The organism is Bradyrhizobium sp. B025, assembly GCF_042257955.1.
In the GTDB taxonomy this organism is placed as follows: domain Bacteria; phylum Pseudomonadota; class Alphaproteobacteria; order Rhizobiales; family Xanthobacteraceae; genus Bradyrhizobium; species Bradyrhizobium diazoefficiens.
On sequence record NZ_CP170150.1, the window covers coordinates 4,733,171 to 4,746,926 of the forward strand.

The following is a 13,756-nucleotide window of genomic DNA, read 5'->3' on the forward strand; positions in this document are numbered from 1 at the left end:
TCTTACTCCGCCGCGACCATGTTCACGGGATCGCGGACGCCGATATCGTCGATGTCGGACTTATGCGAATACTGGTCGATGCGCGCTTCGATCTCATGACGGAAATGCGCGATCAGGCCCTGGATCGGCCAGGCGGCTGCGTCGCCGAGCGCGCAGATGGTGTGGCCTTCGACCTGCTTGGTGACCTCCAGCAGCATGTCGATCTCGCGCTTGTGGGCGCGGCCTTCGGCCATGCGGGTCAGGACGCGCCACATCCACCCCGTGCCCTCGCGGCACGGCGTGCACTGGCCGCAGCTCTCGTGCTTGTAAAAGTACGAGATGCGAGCGATGGCGCGGATCAAATCGGTGGACTTGTCCATAACGATCACGGCCGCGGTACCGAGGCCCGAGCGCAGCTTGCTCAAGCTGTCGAAATCCATCGGCGTATCGATGATCTGCTCGGCCGGCACCATGCGCACCGACGAGCCGCCGGGGATCACGGCCTTGAGGTTGTCCCAGCCGCCGCGGATGCCGCCGCAATGCTTCTCAATCAGCTCGCGGAACGGAATGCCCATGGCTTCTTCGACGTTGCAGGGCCGCTCGACATGGCCGGAGATGCAGAACAGCTTGGTGCCGACATTGTTCGGACGGCCGATGCCGGCGAACCAGGCCGCGCCGCGGCGGAGGATGTCCGGCGCCACCGCGATCGACTCGACGTTGTTGACGGTGGTCGGGCAGCCGAACAGGCCGACATTCGCCGGGAACGGCGGCTTCAGCCGCGGCTGGCCCTTCTTGCCCTCGAGGCTTTCGAGCAGCGCGGTCTCCTCGCCGCAGATATAGGCGCCGGCGCCGTGCGCGACGTAGATGTCGAACGGCCATCCGTTGACATTGTCCTTGCCGACCAGCTTGGCCTCGTAGGCCTGGTCGATCGCGGCCTGGAGATGCTCGCGCTCGCGGATGAACTCGCCGCGGACATAGATGTAGCAGGCATGCGCGTTCATCGCGCAGCTGGCGATCAGGCAGCCCTCGATCAGGAGATGCGGGTCGTGCCGCATGATCTCGCGATCCTTGCAGGTGCCGGGCTCGGATTCGTCGGCGTTGACGACGAGATAGCTCGGCCGGCCGTCGGTCGATTCCTTCGGCATGAAGGACCATTTCAGGCCGGTCGGGAAGCCGGCGCCGCCGCGGCCGCGCAGGCCCGAGGCCTTCATCTCGTTGATGATCCAGTCGCGGCCCTTGTCGATGATGTTCTTCGTACCATCCCAGGCGCCGCGGCGCCGCGCACCCTCGAGCCCCCAGTCATGGAGGCCGTAGAGGTTCTTGAAGATGCGGTCCTTGTCCTCGAGCATATCAGTGCTTTCCGATCAACGATTGGACTGCTTGTAGGCAAGTCCGGCGGCGCAGACGGCGAAGGTCAGCGCCCAGAGCAGGCTGGATTCCAGCGACGCGTTCAGGCTGAAACGCTGCAGCAGGAAGATGAAAATGGCCGCGACGGCGGCATGCATCGCGATGAAGCCCCACTTCTTCATGGCACCGCTCCCCTCCACTGCCGGCGACGAGAGATCACGCATCAGGTGATCTCCTTCAGCGTGGTCGGCCCGGTGATCGGCGCCGAGAACTGGCGGCCGTTCTGCGGACCGGGCTTCGGCGGATTGCCGGAGGCAAAGCCGTCGAGCACCTTGCCAAAGCTCTCCTTGGTCAGGTCCTCATAGGTGTCCTTGCCGATCAGCACCATCGGTGCATTGACGCAGGCGCCGAGACACTCGACCTCTTCCCAGCTGAAATTGCCGTCCTTGGAGAGATGGAAGGGCTCGTGATGGATGCGGTGCTCACAGACGTGGATCAGGTCCTCGGCGCCACGCAGGCGGCATGGCGTGGTGCCGCAGACCTGGACGTGGGCCTTCTTGCCGACGGGGGCGAGCTGGAACATCGTGTAGAAGGTCGCGACCTCGAGCACGCGGATATAGGGCATGTCGAGCATGTCGGCGATGACGCGGATGGCGGCTTCCGACACCCAACCGTCGTGCTGCTCCTGCGCGCGCCACAGGATCGCGATGACCGCGGAGGCCTGGCGCCCGGCCGGATATTTCGCGATCTGCTGCTTGGCGAACGCAAGGTTCTCCTCCGTGAACGCAAAGCTCGCGGGCTGGACTTCCTTCGGTGCTAATCGGCGGACGGACATCTCTTATCTCTCACTGCATGCGGCGCGCGGTGTTGGCATTCAGGGACTTGGCATTCAGGGCATCGATCCTGTCCTGCCAGAATGCGCTTGCGGTGCCGAAAACGTTGTAGCCGACGTGGGTCGAGACCTTGATGCGGTCGAGGATCGACAGCTCCTTCACGGTCTCCATCCGGTTGCTGCGCGGATCGAACACGATCAGCGTCAGCGGGGTCTGTTCGAGGATAAAGCGCGACACCGCGTGGCTGCGGTCGCTGCCGTGCTCCTCGCACATGATGACGCTGTCGGTCTCAAGCAGCCGGGCGCCGCCCTTGATCGCCTCGATCTCGACACCCTCGACGTCGAGCTTGATCAGGTACTTGCCGCTGGCCTCGACCTTGCCGTCGTCGATCAGATTGTCGAGCGCGATCACGGGCACGTCCTCGCCACCCGCCGACGGATCGCCGGCGATGCTGAAGGCTTCGTGCTTCGTGCCGGACAGCCGCGCAGTACCGCGGGCAGCGCCGATCGCGCATTTCATGGTTTCGAAGCGGCCACCGTTGATACGGGCGTTGTTGGCAAGCTTCGGATAGTTCTGGCCCGACGGCTCGATCGCGATCGCCTTGTGCGAGCCGAACGGCCTGCTCGACACCAGCACCGACCAGTAGCCGTAGTTGGCGCCGCAATCGAGCAGCGTGTAATCGACGTCGATGGAGTCGGCGAACAGGAGCTCCAGCTCGTCCTCATAGATATAGGAACGGTTGAGCAGCTTGCTCCAATAGCCGTCGCCATACGGGAATTCGAACACGGCGTCGGGATTGAGCTTGATCGCGATATTGCGCTCGGGCAGCGTTTTCCGCAGCAGGTTCGCGCAGGCGATATAGCCCATATGCGAGAAGTGCGACGAGATCTTCGAGCCCGTCACCAGCGCCAAGGCAGCCGTCCGCTCCCACAGGTTGGCCCCTTCAAGGGCCCCCGAGGCGCGGTCAAACTGGATTGGCGCCTGCGCCATCACCGATCGACCTCTCCGAACACGATGTCGAGCGAGCCGAGGATCGCCGAGACGTCGGCGAGCAGATGGCCGCGGCAGATGTGGTCCATGGCCTGCAGATGCGCAAAGCCCGGCGCGCGGATCTTGCACTTGTAGGGCTTGTTGGTGCCGTCGGCGACGAGATAGACGCCGAACTCGCCCTTGGGCGCCTCGACCGCGGCATAGACCTCGCCGGCCGGCACGTGAACGCCTTCGGTGTAGAGCTTGAAGTGATGGATCAGCGCTTCCATCGAGCGCTTCATCTCGCCACGGCGCGGCGGCGCGACCTTGTTGTCCTCGACGACGACGGGGCCCTTGCCCTCAGGCGCGTTCAGCTTCTGGATGCACTGCCTCATGATGCGCACGGACTGGCGCATCTCTTCCATGCGGATCAGGTAGCGGTCGTAGCAGTCGCCGTTCTTGCCGATCGGAATGTCGAAATCCATCTCGGCGTAGCACTCATAGGGCTGCGACTTGCGCAGGTCCCAGGCCGCGCCGGAGCCGCGCACCATCACGCCCGAGAAACCCCACTCCCAGGCTTCCTTCAGCGGCACCACGCCGATATCGACATTGCGCTGCTTGAAGATGCGGTTGGCGGTGAGCAGGCGGTCGAGGTCGTCCACCACCTTCAGGAACGGATCGCACCAGGCCTCGATGTCGTCGACCAGCTTCTGCGGCAGGTCCTGATGCACGCCGCCGACGCGGAAGAAGGCCGCATGCATGCGGCTGCCCGAGGCGCGCTCGTAGAACACCATCAGCTTCTCGCGCTCTTCGAAACCCCACAGCGGCGGGGTCAGCGCGCCGACGTCCATCGCCTGCGTGGTGACGTTGAGCAGATGCGACAGGATGCGGCCGATCTCGCAATAGAGCACGCGGATCAGCTGGCCGCGGCGCGGCACCTCGATGCCGAGCAGCTTTTCCGCGGCGAGGCAGAAGGCGTGCTCCTGGTTCATCGGCGCGACGTAATCGAGGCGATCGAAATAAGGGATCGCCTGGAGATAGGTCTTCTGCTCGATCAGCTTCTCGGTGCCGCGGTGAAGCAGGCCGATATGCGGGTCGACGCGGGCGACGATTTCGCCGTCCAATTCGAGCACGAGTCGCAACACACCGTGGGCCGCCGGATGCTGCGGCCCAAAGTTGATGGTGAAGTTGCGGAGATCTTCAGGTTGCTCGTTCATGATCAGGCCTTCGGTCCCGCCTTCTCGTCACCGGGAAGCGGATAGTCCGCCCCTTCCCACGGCGAGAGGAAATCGAACTTGCGGAATTCCTGGTTGAGCCTGACAGGCTCGTACACCACCCGCTTCTCCTGGTCGTCGTAGCGGACCTCGACGAAGCCGGTGGTCGGGAAATCCTTGCGCAGCGGATGGCCCTCGAAACCGTAGTCGGTGAGGATGCGGCGCATGTCGGGATGGCCGACGAAGAACACGCCATAGAGGTCGTAGGCCTCGCGCTCGAACCAGTCGGCGCCGGGGAACACGTCGATCAGCGACGGCACCTGCGTGGTCTCGTCGGCCTGGGCCTTGAGCCGGATCCGCGCGTTCAGGGTCGGCGACATCAGATGGTAGACGACGTCGAAGCGCTTCTCGCGCGACGGGTAGTCCACCGCCGTGATGTCGGTGAAGTTGACGAAGCGGCAGTTCGGATCGTCGCGGAGGTACTTGACCACCTCAACGATCCTGCCGGCCTCGACATCCACCGTGAGCTGGTTGAAGGCCACCGAATGACCGGTGGCCGCGCCCGGAAGCGCGCTAACGATCGTTTGCCCAAGGGCGTCGAGCTTGCCATCGTCCATGACGTAAAACCTTAGCGTTCGATGGTGCCGGTGCGCCGGATCTTCTTCTGAAGCAGCAGCACGCCGTAGAGAAGCGCTTCCGCCGTGGGCGGGCAGCCCGGCACGTAGATGTCGATCGGCACGATGCGGTCGCAGCCGCGCACGACCGAGTAGGAATAGTGGTAGTAGCCGCCGCCATTGGCGCACGAACCCATCGAGATGACGTAGCGCGGCTCGGGCATCTGGTCGTAGACCTTGCGCAGCGCCGGCGCCATCTTGTTGGTGAGTGTGCCTGCGACGATCATCACGTCGGACTGGCGCGGCGAGGCACGCGGCGCGAAGCCGAAGCGCTCGACGTCGTAGCGCGGCATCGACACCTGCATCATCTCGACCGCGCAGCAGGCGAGACCGAAGGTCATCCACATCAGCGAGCCGGTGCGCGCCCAGGTGATGAGGTCGTCGGTCGCGGCGACGAAGAAGCCCTTGTCGGACAGCTCCGAATTGACCTCGAGGAAGAACGGATCATTGGCCCCGACCGGCTTGCCGGTCGACGGATCCAGAATGCCCTTGGGGGCCGGCGCGAGAACCGGACCTGTGGACGGTGCTGGGTTCAATCCCATTCCAGTGCCCCTTTCTTCCATTCATAGGCGAACCCGACCGTCAGCACGGCGAGGAACACCACCATGGACCAGAAGCCGGTCGCGCCAAGCTTGCCGAACGCCACCGCCCAGGGAAACAGGAACGCCACCTCGAGATCGAAGATGATGAAGAGGATGGCGACCAGGTAGAAGCGGACGTCGAATTTCATGCGGGCGTCGTCGAAGGCGTTGAAACCGCACTCATACGCCGACAGCTTTTCGGGGTCCGGCTGCTGGAACGCCACGATGAAAGGCGCGATCAGCAGCACAAGGCCGATGAGGCCCGCTACCCCTATGAAGACGACGAGTGGAAGATAGTTCTGTAGAATGCCGCTCATTGGCGAGCCCTTTTTCCCGCGACGTCGGGGGAGCCGCGGATTCGTCCCGATTTGGAATTATTCTGAGCCTTAGCGCAGTGCACCAATGGGCGCAAGACACGCTCTTTTTAGGCCCTTTGCCGCCCCCAGAACGGAGAAAATCCCGGAATCACCCCGCGGCTGGTATGGAGCAGATCGCCAAACCCAGCAAGGGTGACCGCAGTTTTGTGCAGCGGCCGTTCCGAGATTGCGGTGCACAGACCAAGGCAGCGCTGGCCGCATGGCATTCGGTCAAAATGCCCGAGTTTTCTGTGCGGCAGTGCACCCGGACCCAGGCAATGACCGTCGCGGAGGCCCTTACCGTCACCCAGGCGACATAATGCTGGCGGCCGCGGCGGCAAGAGGACAGGTGCAGCAAGGACACGTATCCACAGGCGCGGATGGTCGGACGAGCCATGCATCGCGACGGGACCGGGGCTCGTCTGGCGAATGCGTCGGCGCAGAACCCGCCTCGGATCGACCGCGAGCGCGGCGTCGGCGACTTGCAGGACCGTCGCACGCGCCGCGCTCGCATGAGCTCCGGGCCGGGGGGCATAGCCCGGGAGCTCATCGATCTCCCGATGGAAGATCAGCGGTCGTCCGGTCAGCAGAACAAGGGCATGGTCGAGCTCAGGCCGGTCCGGACCTCGACATGTGCAGCGTCAACATGCGCTCGCCCGCCCTCACCACTTGTAGGAGACGCTGGCGGTCACACGCCGGCGATCGCCGTAGAAGCACGACGTGGCCGAGGCGCAGCTTGCGACATAGATCTTGTCGGTCAGGTTGATGACGTTGAGGGCCGCGCGCCAGTTCTGCCATTCGTGGTGGAGCGCGAGGTCGCCGAGCACGACCGCGGGAACTTCGAGCGTGTTGGCGGTGTCGGCCCAGGACGATCCGATGTAGCGCACGCCGCCGCCGAAGCCGAAGCCCTCGAGCGGTCCGTCCCTAAAGGTGTAGTCCGCCCAGCCCGACACCAGCAGCTCCGGCGTGTTGGTCGGCGTCTTGCCGACCAGCGACGGATCGAGATCCTTGCTGTTGAACAGGTGATAAGCCGTGAAGGCGCCGATCAGCTTCAGCTCCTTGGTGGCGTTCGCTACCGCTTCGAGCTCGATGCCACGCGAGATCACCTCGCCGGTCTGGTTCTGCAAGACCGGAACACTGCCCGGCAGTGTCGTCGCCACATTTTGACGGACCAGATCGAAGGCAGAAACGGTGAAATAGCCGTCAAAACCCTTCGGTGCGATCTTCACACCGATTTCGGCCTGCTTGCCGGTCTCCGGCAGGAACAGCTGGTTCTGTGCGTTGAGGCCGATGATCGGATTGTAGCTCGTCGCATAGGAGACGTAGGGCGCGATGCCGTTGTCGAAATTGTAAATCAGGCCGGCGCGCCCGCTGAACCTGCTGTCATCGCGGCTGCTGACCGTAGCCCCCGTGTCGCGGGCGTCTTGCCTCGTCGCGACCCAATCATTGCGGCCGCTCAAGACCAGCGTAAAATTGCCGAGCTTCATCTGGTCCTGGATGTAGGTGCCGGCCTGCTTCTGCGTGATCTGGAAGTTGCGGAACGGCGTGGTCGGCAACGGGGTTTCCGCCTGACCGTAGACCGGATTGAAGATGTTGATCGAGGACACGCCGAACCCGAAGGCCTGATAGTCATCGATCTGATAACCCTTCAGGTCGACCCCGAACAGCATCGTGTGCTTCACCGGACCGGTGTCGAAGCGATATTCGAGCTGGTTGTCGAGATCGCCCTGGTTGGCGGTGTTCTTCGCATACCAATTGTAGCGGTTGAGCGTGGCGGTTGCCTGATTGCCGTAGTCGTTGCCGACATAGCCACGATAGGTCACGTCGACATGGGCAAACCGCGCATTCTGCCGGAATGTCAGATCGTCGGTGAGATTGCGCTCGAACTGGTAGCCGAGCATCTCCTGCTCGCGCGTGAACTTGTCGACGCTGGGATCGCCGGCAAAGAAGCTGGTCGGGATCTTGCCGAACGAGGCATTGGTGACCGTCCCGACATAGGGCAGGAAGTTGATGCCGCGGGTTTCCTGCCGGGAAGCGGATGCCAGCACCGTAAACGTCGTGTCGGCATCCGGCTTCCAGGTCACGGACGGTGCGATGAAGTAGTTGTTGTCGGGCGTGAAATTGACCTGCGTCGGGCCGTTCTGGACCTGGCCGACGACGCGGTAGAACAGCTTGCCGTTCTGCGCTTGCGTCGCGACCGGCCCGCCGACATCGAAGCCGACATAGGCGTTGCCGAAATTGTTGACGCCGGTCTCGACATAGCGGATCGGCTCGGCCGGCGGCAGCTTGCTGATGACGTTGACGATGCCGCTCGGGCTCGATCCGCCGTAGAGCACCGCTGACGGGCCGCGCAGCACCTCGACGCGCTCCATGTTCGGCGTCTGGAGCTTCCAGCTCGCATAGGACGTGTAGAACAGCTGCATGCCGTCGAGGAACAGCCCGACGTCGTCGGACTTGAAGCCGCGGATCAGCCACCAATCGTTGCGCGTATCCGCGCCGAAGGTCCCTGCCCGCACGCCGGCGGTGTAGCGCAGCACCTCGTCGAGCTTGTTCGCCTTCTGGTCGCGGATCTGCTCCGCACTGATGACGGACACCGACTGCGGCGTCTCCATGATCGGCGTGTCGGTTTTGGTGCCTGACGCACTGCGGCCGGCGACGTAGCCGCGCACGGGGCCGCGCGGCGTCTCGACGAAGCCGGCGTTGCGCTGCGGCTGCGGTTTGCTTCTATTCGCTGCCTGCACTGACCGCCGCGGTGCGCTACGCACGGCCGACGCGGGTGCGCGGCGGCGCGCCTCCGGCGCCGTGACGGTCACCGACGGCAGGTTCTGAGCGCCACTCTGCATAGACGATTGTGCAAGCGATGCCTGCGGCACCAAGACCCAAGCGGATGCGGTCGCCAACACGGCCGATCGCAGCATTCCAAGACTGTTCAACGCGCCACCCCAAAGCTGCATGTTCGATGCGTCATGCCGTCGTGTCCCGACACGGCATGCGTTTGCAGTGACGCTTATGTGAGGGTGCGCGATTTCCCTAATTGAAAACTTCTTAGAGAGACTCTTAGAAGCGATCCAACATTTCCAGGGATTGCCGAGACATCAGCGCGAATTCTTTTCGGCCTCGAGCATCTCGGCGGCAATCGCCGTGAGCTGATCGACCTGGCGCAGCAGCGTGTCGAACTCGGCTTCGCTCAGCGATTCAAGCAGGCGCCGATTGCGGTCCTGCGCGCCTTCGACGATCACGTCATGCGCGGCGAGCCCCGCCGCGGTGAGCGAGACCAGCACCTCGCGACTGTCCTTCGGGTTGGCCGATTTCGCGATCAGCTTGCGCGAGACGAGTTCCGCAAGCGCGCGGCTGATCTGTCCCTTGTCCTGGCCGACCGCTTCGGCGAGCCGCGCGACGCTCATCGGCGGCCGCCGGCCGAGCGAGGCGACCAGACCGAACTCGACCGAGGACAATCCAGCGAGGCGCTTGTAGCGCAGGATGGCGCCGCGCTTGAGCAGATTGGCCAACACCATCAGCCGCGACGACAGCATCACGGTGATCGGCGCCGCCTCGCTCTCGCCCGCCTCGGGCGTCGTCCACCCATCCCTCGGTGTCTGGTTCATCGTTCACCTGTGCCAAGAAAGCGGTGACCTGCCAAGCCCAAGTCCGAAGCAAGTGCCGGGCTCAAGTCCCAAGCTTGAGGCAGGCCGCCTCCTACCTCATCCGAATGCGACCAAGCGGCACTTGGAAGATCGTTGACATTGTCATCGAATTATTTTTCACTGCGACAAAGGCACAAAAAAGGCCTGGCCAGCACGGCCCACAGCGGGAGGACCAGCATGACGATCACCCAGCGGGATCGCGATCTCGGCACGGCCTATGCGATGAAACCGGCGCAGACGCGCACCGAGCTAACCTCGGTCGTGCGCGGCACGCCAATGGGCGAACTGCTCCGCCGCTACTGGCACCCGGTCGGGCTGATCGGTGATGCCACCGACACCCCGAAGAAGGTGCGGGCGCTGGGCGAGGATCTGGTGCTATTCCGCGACAAGCATGGCCGCGCCGGCCTCTTGCACGCGCGATGCTGCCATCGCGGCACCACGCTCTATTATGGCAAGGTCGAGGAGGACGGCATCCGCTGCTGCTATCACGGCTGGAAGTTCGACACCGAGGGCCACTGCCTGGAGCAGCCCTGCGAGCCCGACGGCGGCCAGTTCAAGGACAAGGTGCGCCAGCCCTGGTACCCGGTCGAAGAGCGCTACGGACTGATCTTCGCCTATATGGGCCCGGCCGAGAAACGCCCCGTGCTGCCGCGCTATGAGTGCCTCGAAAACATGGACGACGGCGAGTTCGTCGAGGCCGACGATTCCTCGATCGGCGGCGGCGGACCGGCAGTCATTCCCTGCAACTGGCTGCAGCATTTCGAGAACGTGGTCGATCCCTATCACGTGCCGGTGCTGCACGGCTCGTTCTCGGGCCCGCAATTCACTGACATGATGGCCTCGATGCCGGAGGTGAAGTTCGACAAGACGCCGCGCGGGATCGCCGTGCGTTCGATCCGCAGGCAGGATGACGGCAAGGTGTTCTATCGCGTCACCGAAGCCGCCCTCCCCACCTTGCGCGTCGTGCCCAATCCGCGCGTGGCGCAGTTCGCCCGCGTCGAGTCGATCGGCTGGACACTGCCGATCGACGACACCTCGTTCCGCATCTACGTTGCCGGCCGCGTCAAGGCATCAGGCGACATCGGCCGGATGCGCTCCAAGTTCAACGGAAAATTCTGGTGGGACATGACCGAGGCCGAGCACCAGCAATTCCCGGGTGATTACGAAGCCCAGGTCGGCCAGGGCGAAGTGACCGTTCACTCCGAGGAGCATTTCGGCCAGAGCGACCGCGGCATCCTGATGATCCGGCGCATGCTGAGCGAGCAACTGGAGGCGATGGAGGCAGATCGCGACCCGATCGGCGTGTCGTTCGATGTGGGCGCGGCGCCGGTCGAATTCGAAGCGGGGAATTACATCCGCGACGCGTGAAGCGGCCAGCTCCAATAAGGGCTGGACCGACAACGACAACAAAGACAAAATTGGGGGGATGCGATGGTCGATGTGACGTCACAAGTGTCGGTGCAAACGACTGCCGCGGCAACGCCCTCGGCGCGGCGCTATTACGTGCTGGGGCTGCTCACCGTCATCTACGCGCTGAACTTCCTCGACCGCACGATCTTCAACGTCCTGATCGAGCCGATCAAGAAGGAGTTTGCCCTCAGCGACACCATGATGGGCCTGCTCGCAGGCTTCGGCTTCGCGCTGTTCTACTCCCTGCTCGGCATCCCCATCGCGCGCGCCGCCGACCGGCTCAACCGGCGCAACATCGTGGCCGTGGCCTTCGCGTTCTGGAGCGCGATGACAGCGCTGTGCGGCGCGGCCTCGAGCGTGACCTCGCTGGCGCTGGCGCGCATCGGCGTCGGCATCGGCGAATCCGCCGGCTCGCCCGCCTCGCAGTCGATCGTCGCCGATCTCTTTGCCAAGAACGAACGCCCGCGCGCGCTCGGCATCTACGCCATCGGCACCTATCTCGGCGTCTTCCTCGGCTATTTCGTCGGCGGCTACGTCAACCAGCACTATGGCTGGCGGATGGCGTTCTACGTCGCCGGCCTGCCGGGCATCCTGCTCGCGGCTATCCTGTGGCTGACGATCTCGGAGCCGAAGCGCGGCGCGATGCAGGAGAGCTTCGTGCCCGAGCCGCTCGGCCCGACGCTGCGCTTCCTGGCCTCGCAGCGGAGCTTCATCATCGTGCTGATCGGCTTCTGCCTCACCACCTACACCAACTACGCGACCGCGGCGTGGATCCCCCCGTTCCTCGCGCGCGTGCACCACCTGTCGAGCGCCGAGATCGGCACCTATGCCGGCACCTTCAAGGGGCTCGCCGGAATGGCCGGCACCCTGCTCGGCGGCTTCGTGGTGGCGCAAGTGAGCCGCGGCGACGACCGCTGGAAGCTCTGGGCGCCCGCGATCACCTCAGGTCTCGCCGGTCCGGTGTTCGCGCTGTGCATGCTGACGCAGGATTTCGCGATGATGGTCGCGATGCTGGCGCTGACCTCGTTCCTGGTCGGCTTCCATCTCGGGCCGATCTTCGCGATCGCGCAGACCGTGGCAAAGCCGAGCATGCGCGCGCTGGCCTCCGCCCTGATCGCGCTCACCGCCACCTGCTTCGGCCAGGGCGTCGGCCCGCTGGCCGTCGGCATGGTCAACGATGCCCTCAAAGGCAGCTATGGCGCGGACGCCGTGCGTTATTCCCTGCTCTCGGCGGCGGTCACGACCACGTTGGGCGCCCTGCTGTTCGTCTGGGCGGCCCGCGCGATCCGGGACGATATCGGTCGGGCCGCGGCCTGAGACCAGTTTCGGCCATAAGCTTGGCGAAACCAACCGGGCTTATTAATGAAACCATTTTGCGGAACCCGCGAAACCATCCGGAAACAGATGGTCCTTAAGACATGAGCCCATAGACGGCGGCAAAGCCCGTCGGGAGGCTCAGATGAACCACTCAATTCACTCTGCTGATCGTGCGACCCACCTGAAGATCGTGGTGGTGGCGCTTGTGGCCGGCATTGCGGTGGCCGGCTTCGGGATCGCGGCCCGCACCAATGCTGATTACAGCCAGACCGCCCAGTCGACCCAGATGATCAAGGCCGGCAAGCCTGTGGCGATCACCAGCGCGGGCACGTCGGAGATTCGCTGACGGCGAAAAGGTTCGATTTGACCCCCAACCGGCCGCCCTCGGGCGGCCTTTTGATTTTCAGCCGTCGACTGAAGGTGGCCTGCCAAGCCTTTGAAATGTCAAGGGTGTATTCTATAGCTCGACGAGCCGGCAGACTGCGCCAAAGTCAGTCGGCCCGGTAGCTGCCGCAGCAATGCTTGAATTTCTGCCCCGAGCCGCAGGGACAGGGATCATTCCGGCCGGCATCGGCCTGCCCGTAGCGCAGCCGGTTCAATATCTTGCTGTTCTGTTCGAGGATCATCTTGCGGCGCGCCTCCTGCACCTCGATGACCGCCGCATTGTCGCCGGTATCCCAGAACGCCTGCGGCTTCAGGTGGGCGAGCTTGCCGCTGACATAGACGGGGTAAAACCAGCCGAGCGTTCCGTCGCGCAGGCGCTGCAGCGTCGTCAGGTCGTAGAGGAAGAAACCTGCCTCCAGCAGCGTCGCGTTGATGTCCTGGAAGTCGTCGATGTCGGCCTCGCACACGACGACGCTGCAATTTTCGAGCACGTAACGCGCGCCCTTCAGCGCGGCCTTTTCGGCGCCCTGCACGTCGAGCTTGAGCAGGAACGGCGGCTCGAGCGACAGTTCCTTGACCAGCGCATCGAGTGTCGTCGCCGGCACCTTGACCTTGCTCTTGATCAGGTCGTTGAGCCGCGCCCAGTAGAGATCGCCCGCCGGGCGCACGGACGACCAGTAGGGATGCACCGACTCGGTGATCTCGATCTCACCCTCATGGTCGGTGATGGCGCAGATCCGATAGTGCCCGCCAAGCACCTCCTTGATGGCCCTCAGGGAGTTCTCATAGATCCGGTTGGCATCAATGTTGAGCGGCACCGCACCACCGAGCCGTGACAGGTGGTTAAGAACGAAATGCCCATCGGCACAGCCAAGGTCGATCACGGCCCCGTACCGCACGCCCTTGGCGAACAAATTTTGCAGCGTTGCGCTGAAATCGGCTGCCTGCATTGGATTGATCCGAATGAGAGCGGTTTGACCGGTCGTCGGCGGTCTGGCGGGTTGCACAATGTGTTGCACACCGCTTGTTGCGGGCAAGATCGGAAACA

15 protein-coding genes are annotated in these 13,756 nt (G+C 63.9%); 4 read left to right on the plus strand and 11 right to left on the minus strand.

Annotation, left to right across the window (positions count from 1 at the left end):
* Nucleotides 1-2: 2 nt before the first annotated feature.
* Genes nuoF through ACE10W_RS21940 form a run of 8 tightly spaced genes read right to left on the minus strand, consistent with a single transcriptional unit; the run spans nucleotide 3 to nucleotide 5,914 of the window.
* On the minus strand, nucleotides 3-1,328 hold the full coding sequence (gene nuoF / locus ACE10W_RS21905; RefSeq protein WP_011087678.1) for an NADH-quinone oxidoreductase subunit NuoF: 1,326 nt from the start codon (nucleotides 1,326-1,328) through the stop codon (nucleotides 3-5).
* A gap of 15 nt (nucleotides 1,329-1,343) precedes the next feature.
* On the minus strand, nucleotides 1,344-1,550 hold the full coding sequence (locus tag ACE10W_RS21910; protein WP_011087679.1) for a hypothetical protein: 207 nt from the start codon (nucleotides 1,548-1,550) through the stop codon (nucleotides 1,344-1,346).
* The gene (gene nuoE / locus ACE10W_RS21915; protein WP_011087680.1) at nucleotides 1,550-2,161 is read right to left on the minus strand and encodes an NADH-quinone oxidoreductase subunit NuoE; all 612 of its coding nucleotides are present in this window, start codon (nucleotides 2,159-2,161) and stop codon (nucleotides 1,550-1,552) included. Before nuoE ends, ACE10W_RS21910 begins: the two co-directional genes overlap by 1 nt.
* A 10-nt stretch (nucleotides 2,162-2,171) precedes the next feature.
* A complete protein-coding gene (locus ACE10W_RS21920; protein WP_375761938.1) occupies nucleotides 2,172-3,149 on the minus strand; it encodes an FkbM family methyltransferase in 978 nt (325 codons plus the stop codon).
* Nucleotides 3,149-4,345, minus strand: coding sequence for an NADH-quinone oxidoreductase subunit D (locus ACE10W_RS21925; protein WP_375761939.1), 1,197 nt, complete (start codon nucleotides 4,343-4,345; stop codon nucleotides 3,149-3,151). The genes ACE10W_RS21920 and ACE10W_RS21925 overlap by 1 nt, the downstream gene beginning before the upstream one ends.
* A 2-nt stretch (nucleotides 4,346-4,347) precedes the next feature.
* Entirely contained in the window at nucleotides 4,348-4,959 is a 612-nt protein-coding gene (locus ACE10W_RS21930) for an NADH-quinone oxidoreductase subunit C (RefSeq protein WP_375761940.1), read from the minus strand.
* Between the two features lie 11 nt (nucleotides 4,960-4,970).
* Nucleotides 4,971-5,552, minus strand: coding sequence for an NADH-quinone oxidoreductase subunit B family protein (locus tag ACE10W_RS21935; RefSeq protein ID WP_370140497.1), 582 nt, complete (start codon nucleotides 5,550-5,552; stop codon nucleotides 4,971-4,973).
* Entirely contained in the window at nucleotides 5,549-5,914 is a 366-nt protein-coding gene (locus tag ACE10W_RS21940) for an NADH-quinone oxidoreductase subunit A (RefSeq protein WP_008136158.1), read from the minus strand. The genes ACE10W_RS21935 and ACE10W_RS21940 overlap by 4 nt, the downstream gene beginning before the upstream one ends.
* A gap of 164 nt (nucleotides 5,915-6,078) precedes the next feature.
* Between ACE10W_RS21940 and ACE10W_RS21945 the strand changes: the two genes are divergently transcribed.
* The gene (locus ACE10W_RS21945) at nucleotides 6,079-6,273 is read left to right on the plus strand and encodes a hypothetical protein (RefSeq protein WP_375761941.1); all 195 of its coding nucleotides are present in this window, start codon (nucleotides 6,079-6,081) and stop codon (nucleotides 6,271-6,273) included.
* Nucleotides 6,274-6,615: 342 nt separating this feature from the next.
* On the opposite strand, the gene ACE10W_RS21950 is transcribed toward ACE10W_RS21945, so the two are convergent.
* Nucleotides 6,616-8,871 carry a TonB-dependent siderophore receptor gene (locus ACE10W_RS21950; protein WP_375761942.1) on the minus strand — a complete coding sequence of 752 codons (2,256 nt, stop codon included), beginning with the start codon at nucleotides 8,869-8,871 and terminating at the stop codon, nucleotides 6,616-6,618.
* A gap of 177 nt (nucleotides 8,872-9,048) precedes the next feature.
* Complete coding sequence (locus ACE10W_RS21955; RefSeq protein WP_011087686.1) at nucleotides 9,049-9,558, minus strand: MarR family winged helix-turn-helix transcriptional regulator; 510 nt, start codon at nucleotides 9,556-9,558, stop codon at nucleotides 9,049-9,051.
* Between the two features lie 216 nt (nucleotides 9,559-9,774).
* Here ACE10W_RS21955 and ACE10W_RS21960 point away from each other — a divergent pair, with 216 nt between their 5' ends.
* The 3 genes from ACE10W_RS21960 to ACE10W_RS21970 all read left to right on the plus strand — a co-directional run bounded on the left by ACE10W_RS21960 (nucleotide 9,775) and on the right by ACE10W_RS21970 (nucleotide 12,670).
* The gene (locus ACE10W_RS21960; RefSeq protein WP_028171706.1) at nucleotides 9,775-10,965 is read left to right on the plus strand and encodes an aromatic ring-hydroxylating dioxygenase subunit alpha; all 1,191 of its coding nucleotides are present in this window, start codon (nucleotides 9,775-9,777) and stop codon (nucleotides 10,963-10,965) included.
* 63 nt (nucleotides 10,966-11,028) lie between these two features.
* Nucleotides 11,029-12,324 (plus strand): spinster family MFS transporter, encoded by a 1,296-nt coding sequence (locus ACE10W_RS21965; RefSeq protein WP_375761943.1) that lies wholly within the window; start codon nucleotides 11,029-11,031, stop codon nucleotides 12,322-12,324.
* A 142-nt stretch (nucleotides 12,325-12,466) separates the two neighbouring features.
* Entirely contained in the window at nucleotides 12,467-12,670 is a 204-nt protein-coding gene (locus ACE10W_RS21970; protein WP_375761944.1) for a hypothetical protein, read from the plus strand.
* 145 nt (nucleotides 12,671-12,815) lie between these two features.
* On the opposite strand, the gene ACE10W_RS21975 is transcribed toward ACE10W_RS21970, so the two are convergent.
* A complete protein-coding gene (locus ACE10W_RS21975) occupies nucleotides 12,816-13,658 on the minus strand; it encodes an FkbM family methyltransferase (protein WP_375761945.1) in 843 nt (280 codons plus the stop codon).
* Nucleotides 13,659-13,756: the final 98 nt, after the last annotated feature.

Coding starts and splice junctions, on each gene's coding strand:
- nuoF (WP_011087678.1), bottom strand. CDS start 1,328: ATGCTCGAGGACAAGGACCGCATCTTCAAGAACCTCTACGGCCTCCAT.
- ACE10W_RS21910 (WP_011087679.1), bottom strand. CDS start 1,550: ATGCGTGATCTCTCGTCGCCGGCAGTGGAGGGGAGCGGTGCCATGAAG.
- nuoE (WP_011087680.1), bottom strand. CDS start 2,161: ATGTCCGTCCGCCGATTAGCACCGAAGGAAGTCCAGCCCGCGAGCTTT.
- ACE10W_RS21920 (WP_375761938.1), bottom strand. CDS start 3,149: ATGGCGCAGGCGCCAATCCAGTTTGACCGCGCCTCGGGGGCCCTTGAA.
- ACE10W_RS21925 (WP_375761939.1), bottom strand. CDS start 4,345: ATGAACGAGCAACCTGAAGATCTCCGCAACTTCACCATCAACTTTGGG.
- ACE10W_RS21930 (WP_375761940.1), bottom strand. CDS start 4,959: ATGGACGATGGCAAGCTCGACGCCCTTGGGCAAACGATCGTTAGCGCG.
- ACE10W_RS21940 (WP_008136158.1), bottom strand. CDS start 5,914: ATGAGCGGCATTCTACAGAACTATCTTCCACTCGTCGTCTTCATAGGG.
- ACE10W_RS21945 (WP_375761941.1), top strand. CDS start 6,079: ATGGAGCAGATCGCCAAACCCAGCAAGGGTGACCGCAGTTTTGTGCAG.
- ACE10W_RS21950 (WP_375761942.1), bottom strand. CDS start 8,871: ATGCTGCGATCGGCCGTGTTGGCGACCGCATCCGCTTGGGTCTTGGTG.
- ACE10W_RS21955 (WP_011087686.1), bottom strand. CDS start 9,558: ATGAACCAGACACCGAGGGATGGGTGGACGACGCCCGAGGCGGGCGAG.
- ACE10W_RS21960 (WP_028171706.1), top strand. CDS start 9,775: ATGACGATCACCCAGCGGGATCGCGATCTCGGCACGGCCTATGCGATG.
- ACE10W_RS21965 (WP_375761943.1), top strand. CDS start 11,029: ATGGTCGATGTGACGTCACAAGTGTCGGTGCAAACGACTGCCGCGGCA.
- ACE10W_RS21970 (WP_375761944.1), top strand. CDS start 12,467: ATGAACCACTCAATTCACTCTGCTGATCGTGCGACCCACCTGAAGATC.
- ACE10W_RS21975 (WP_375761945.1), bottom strand. CDS start 13,658: ATGCAGGCAGCCGATTTCAGCGCAACGCTGCAAAATTTGTTCGCCAAG.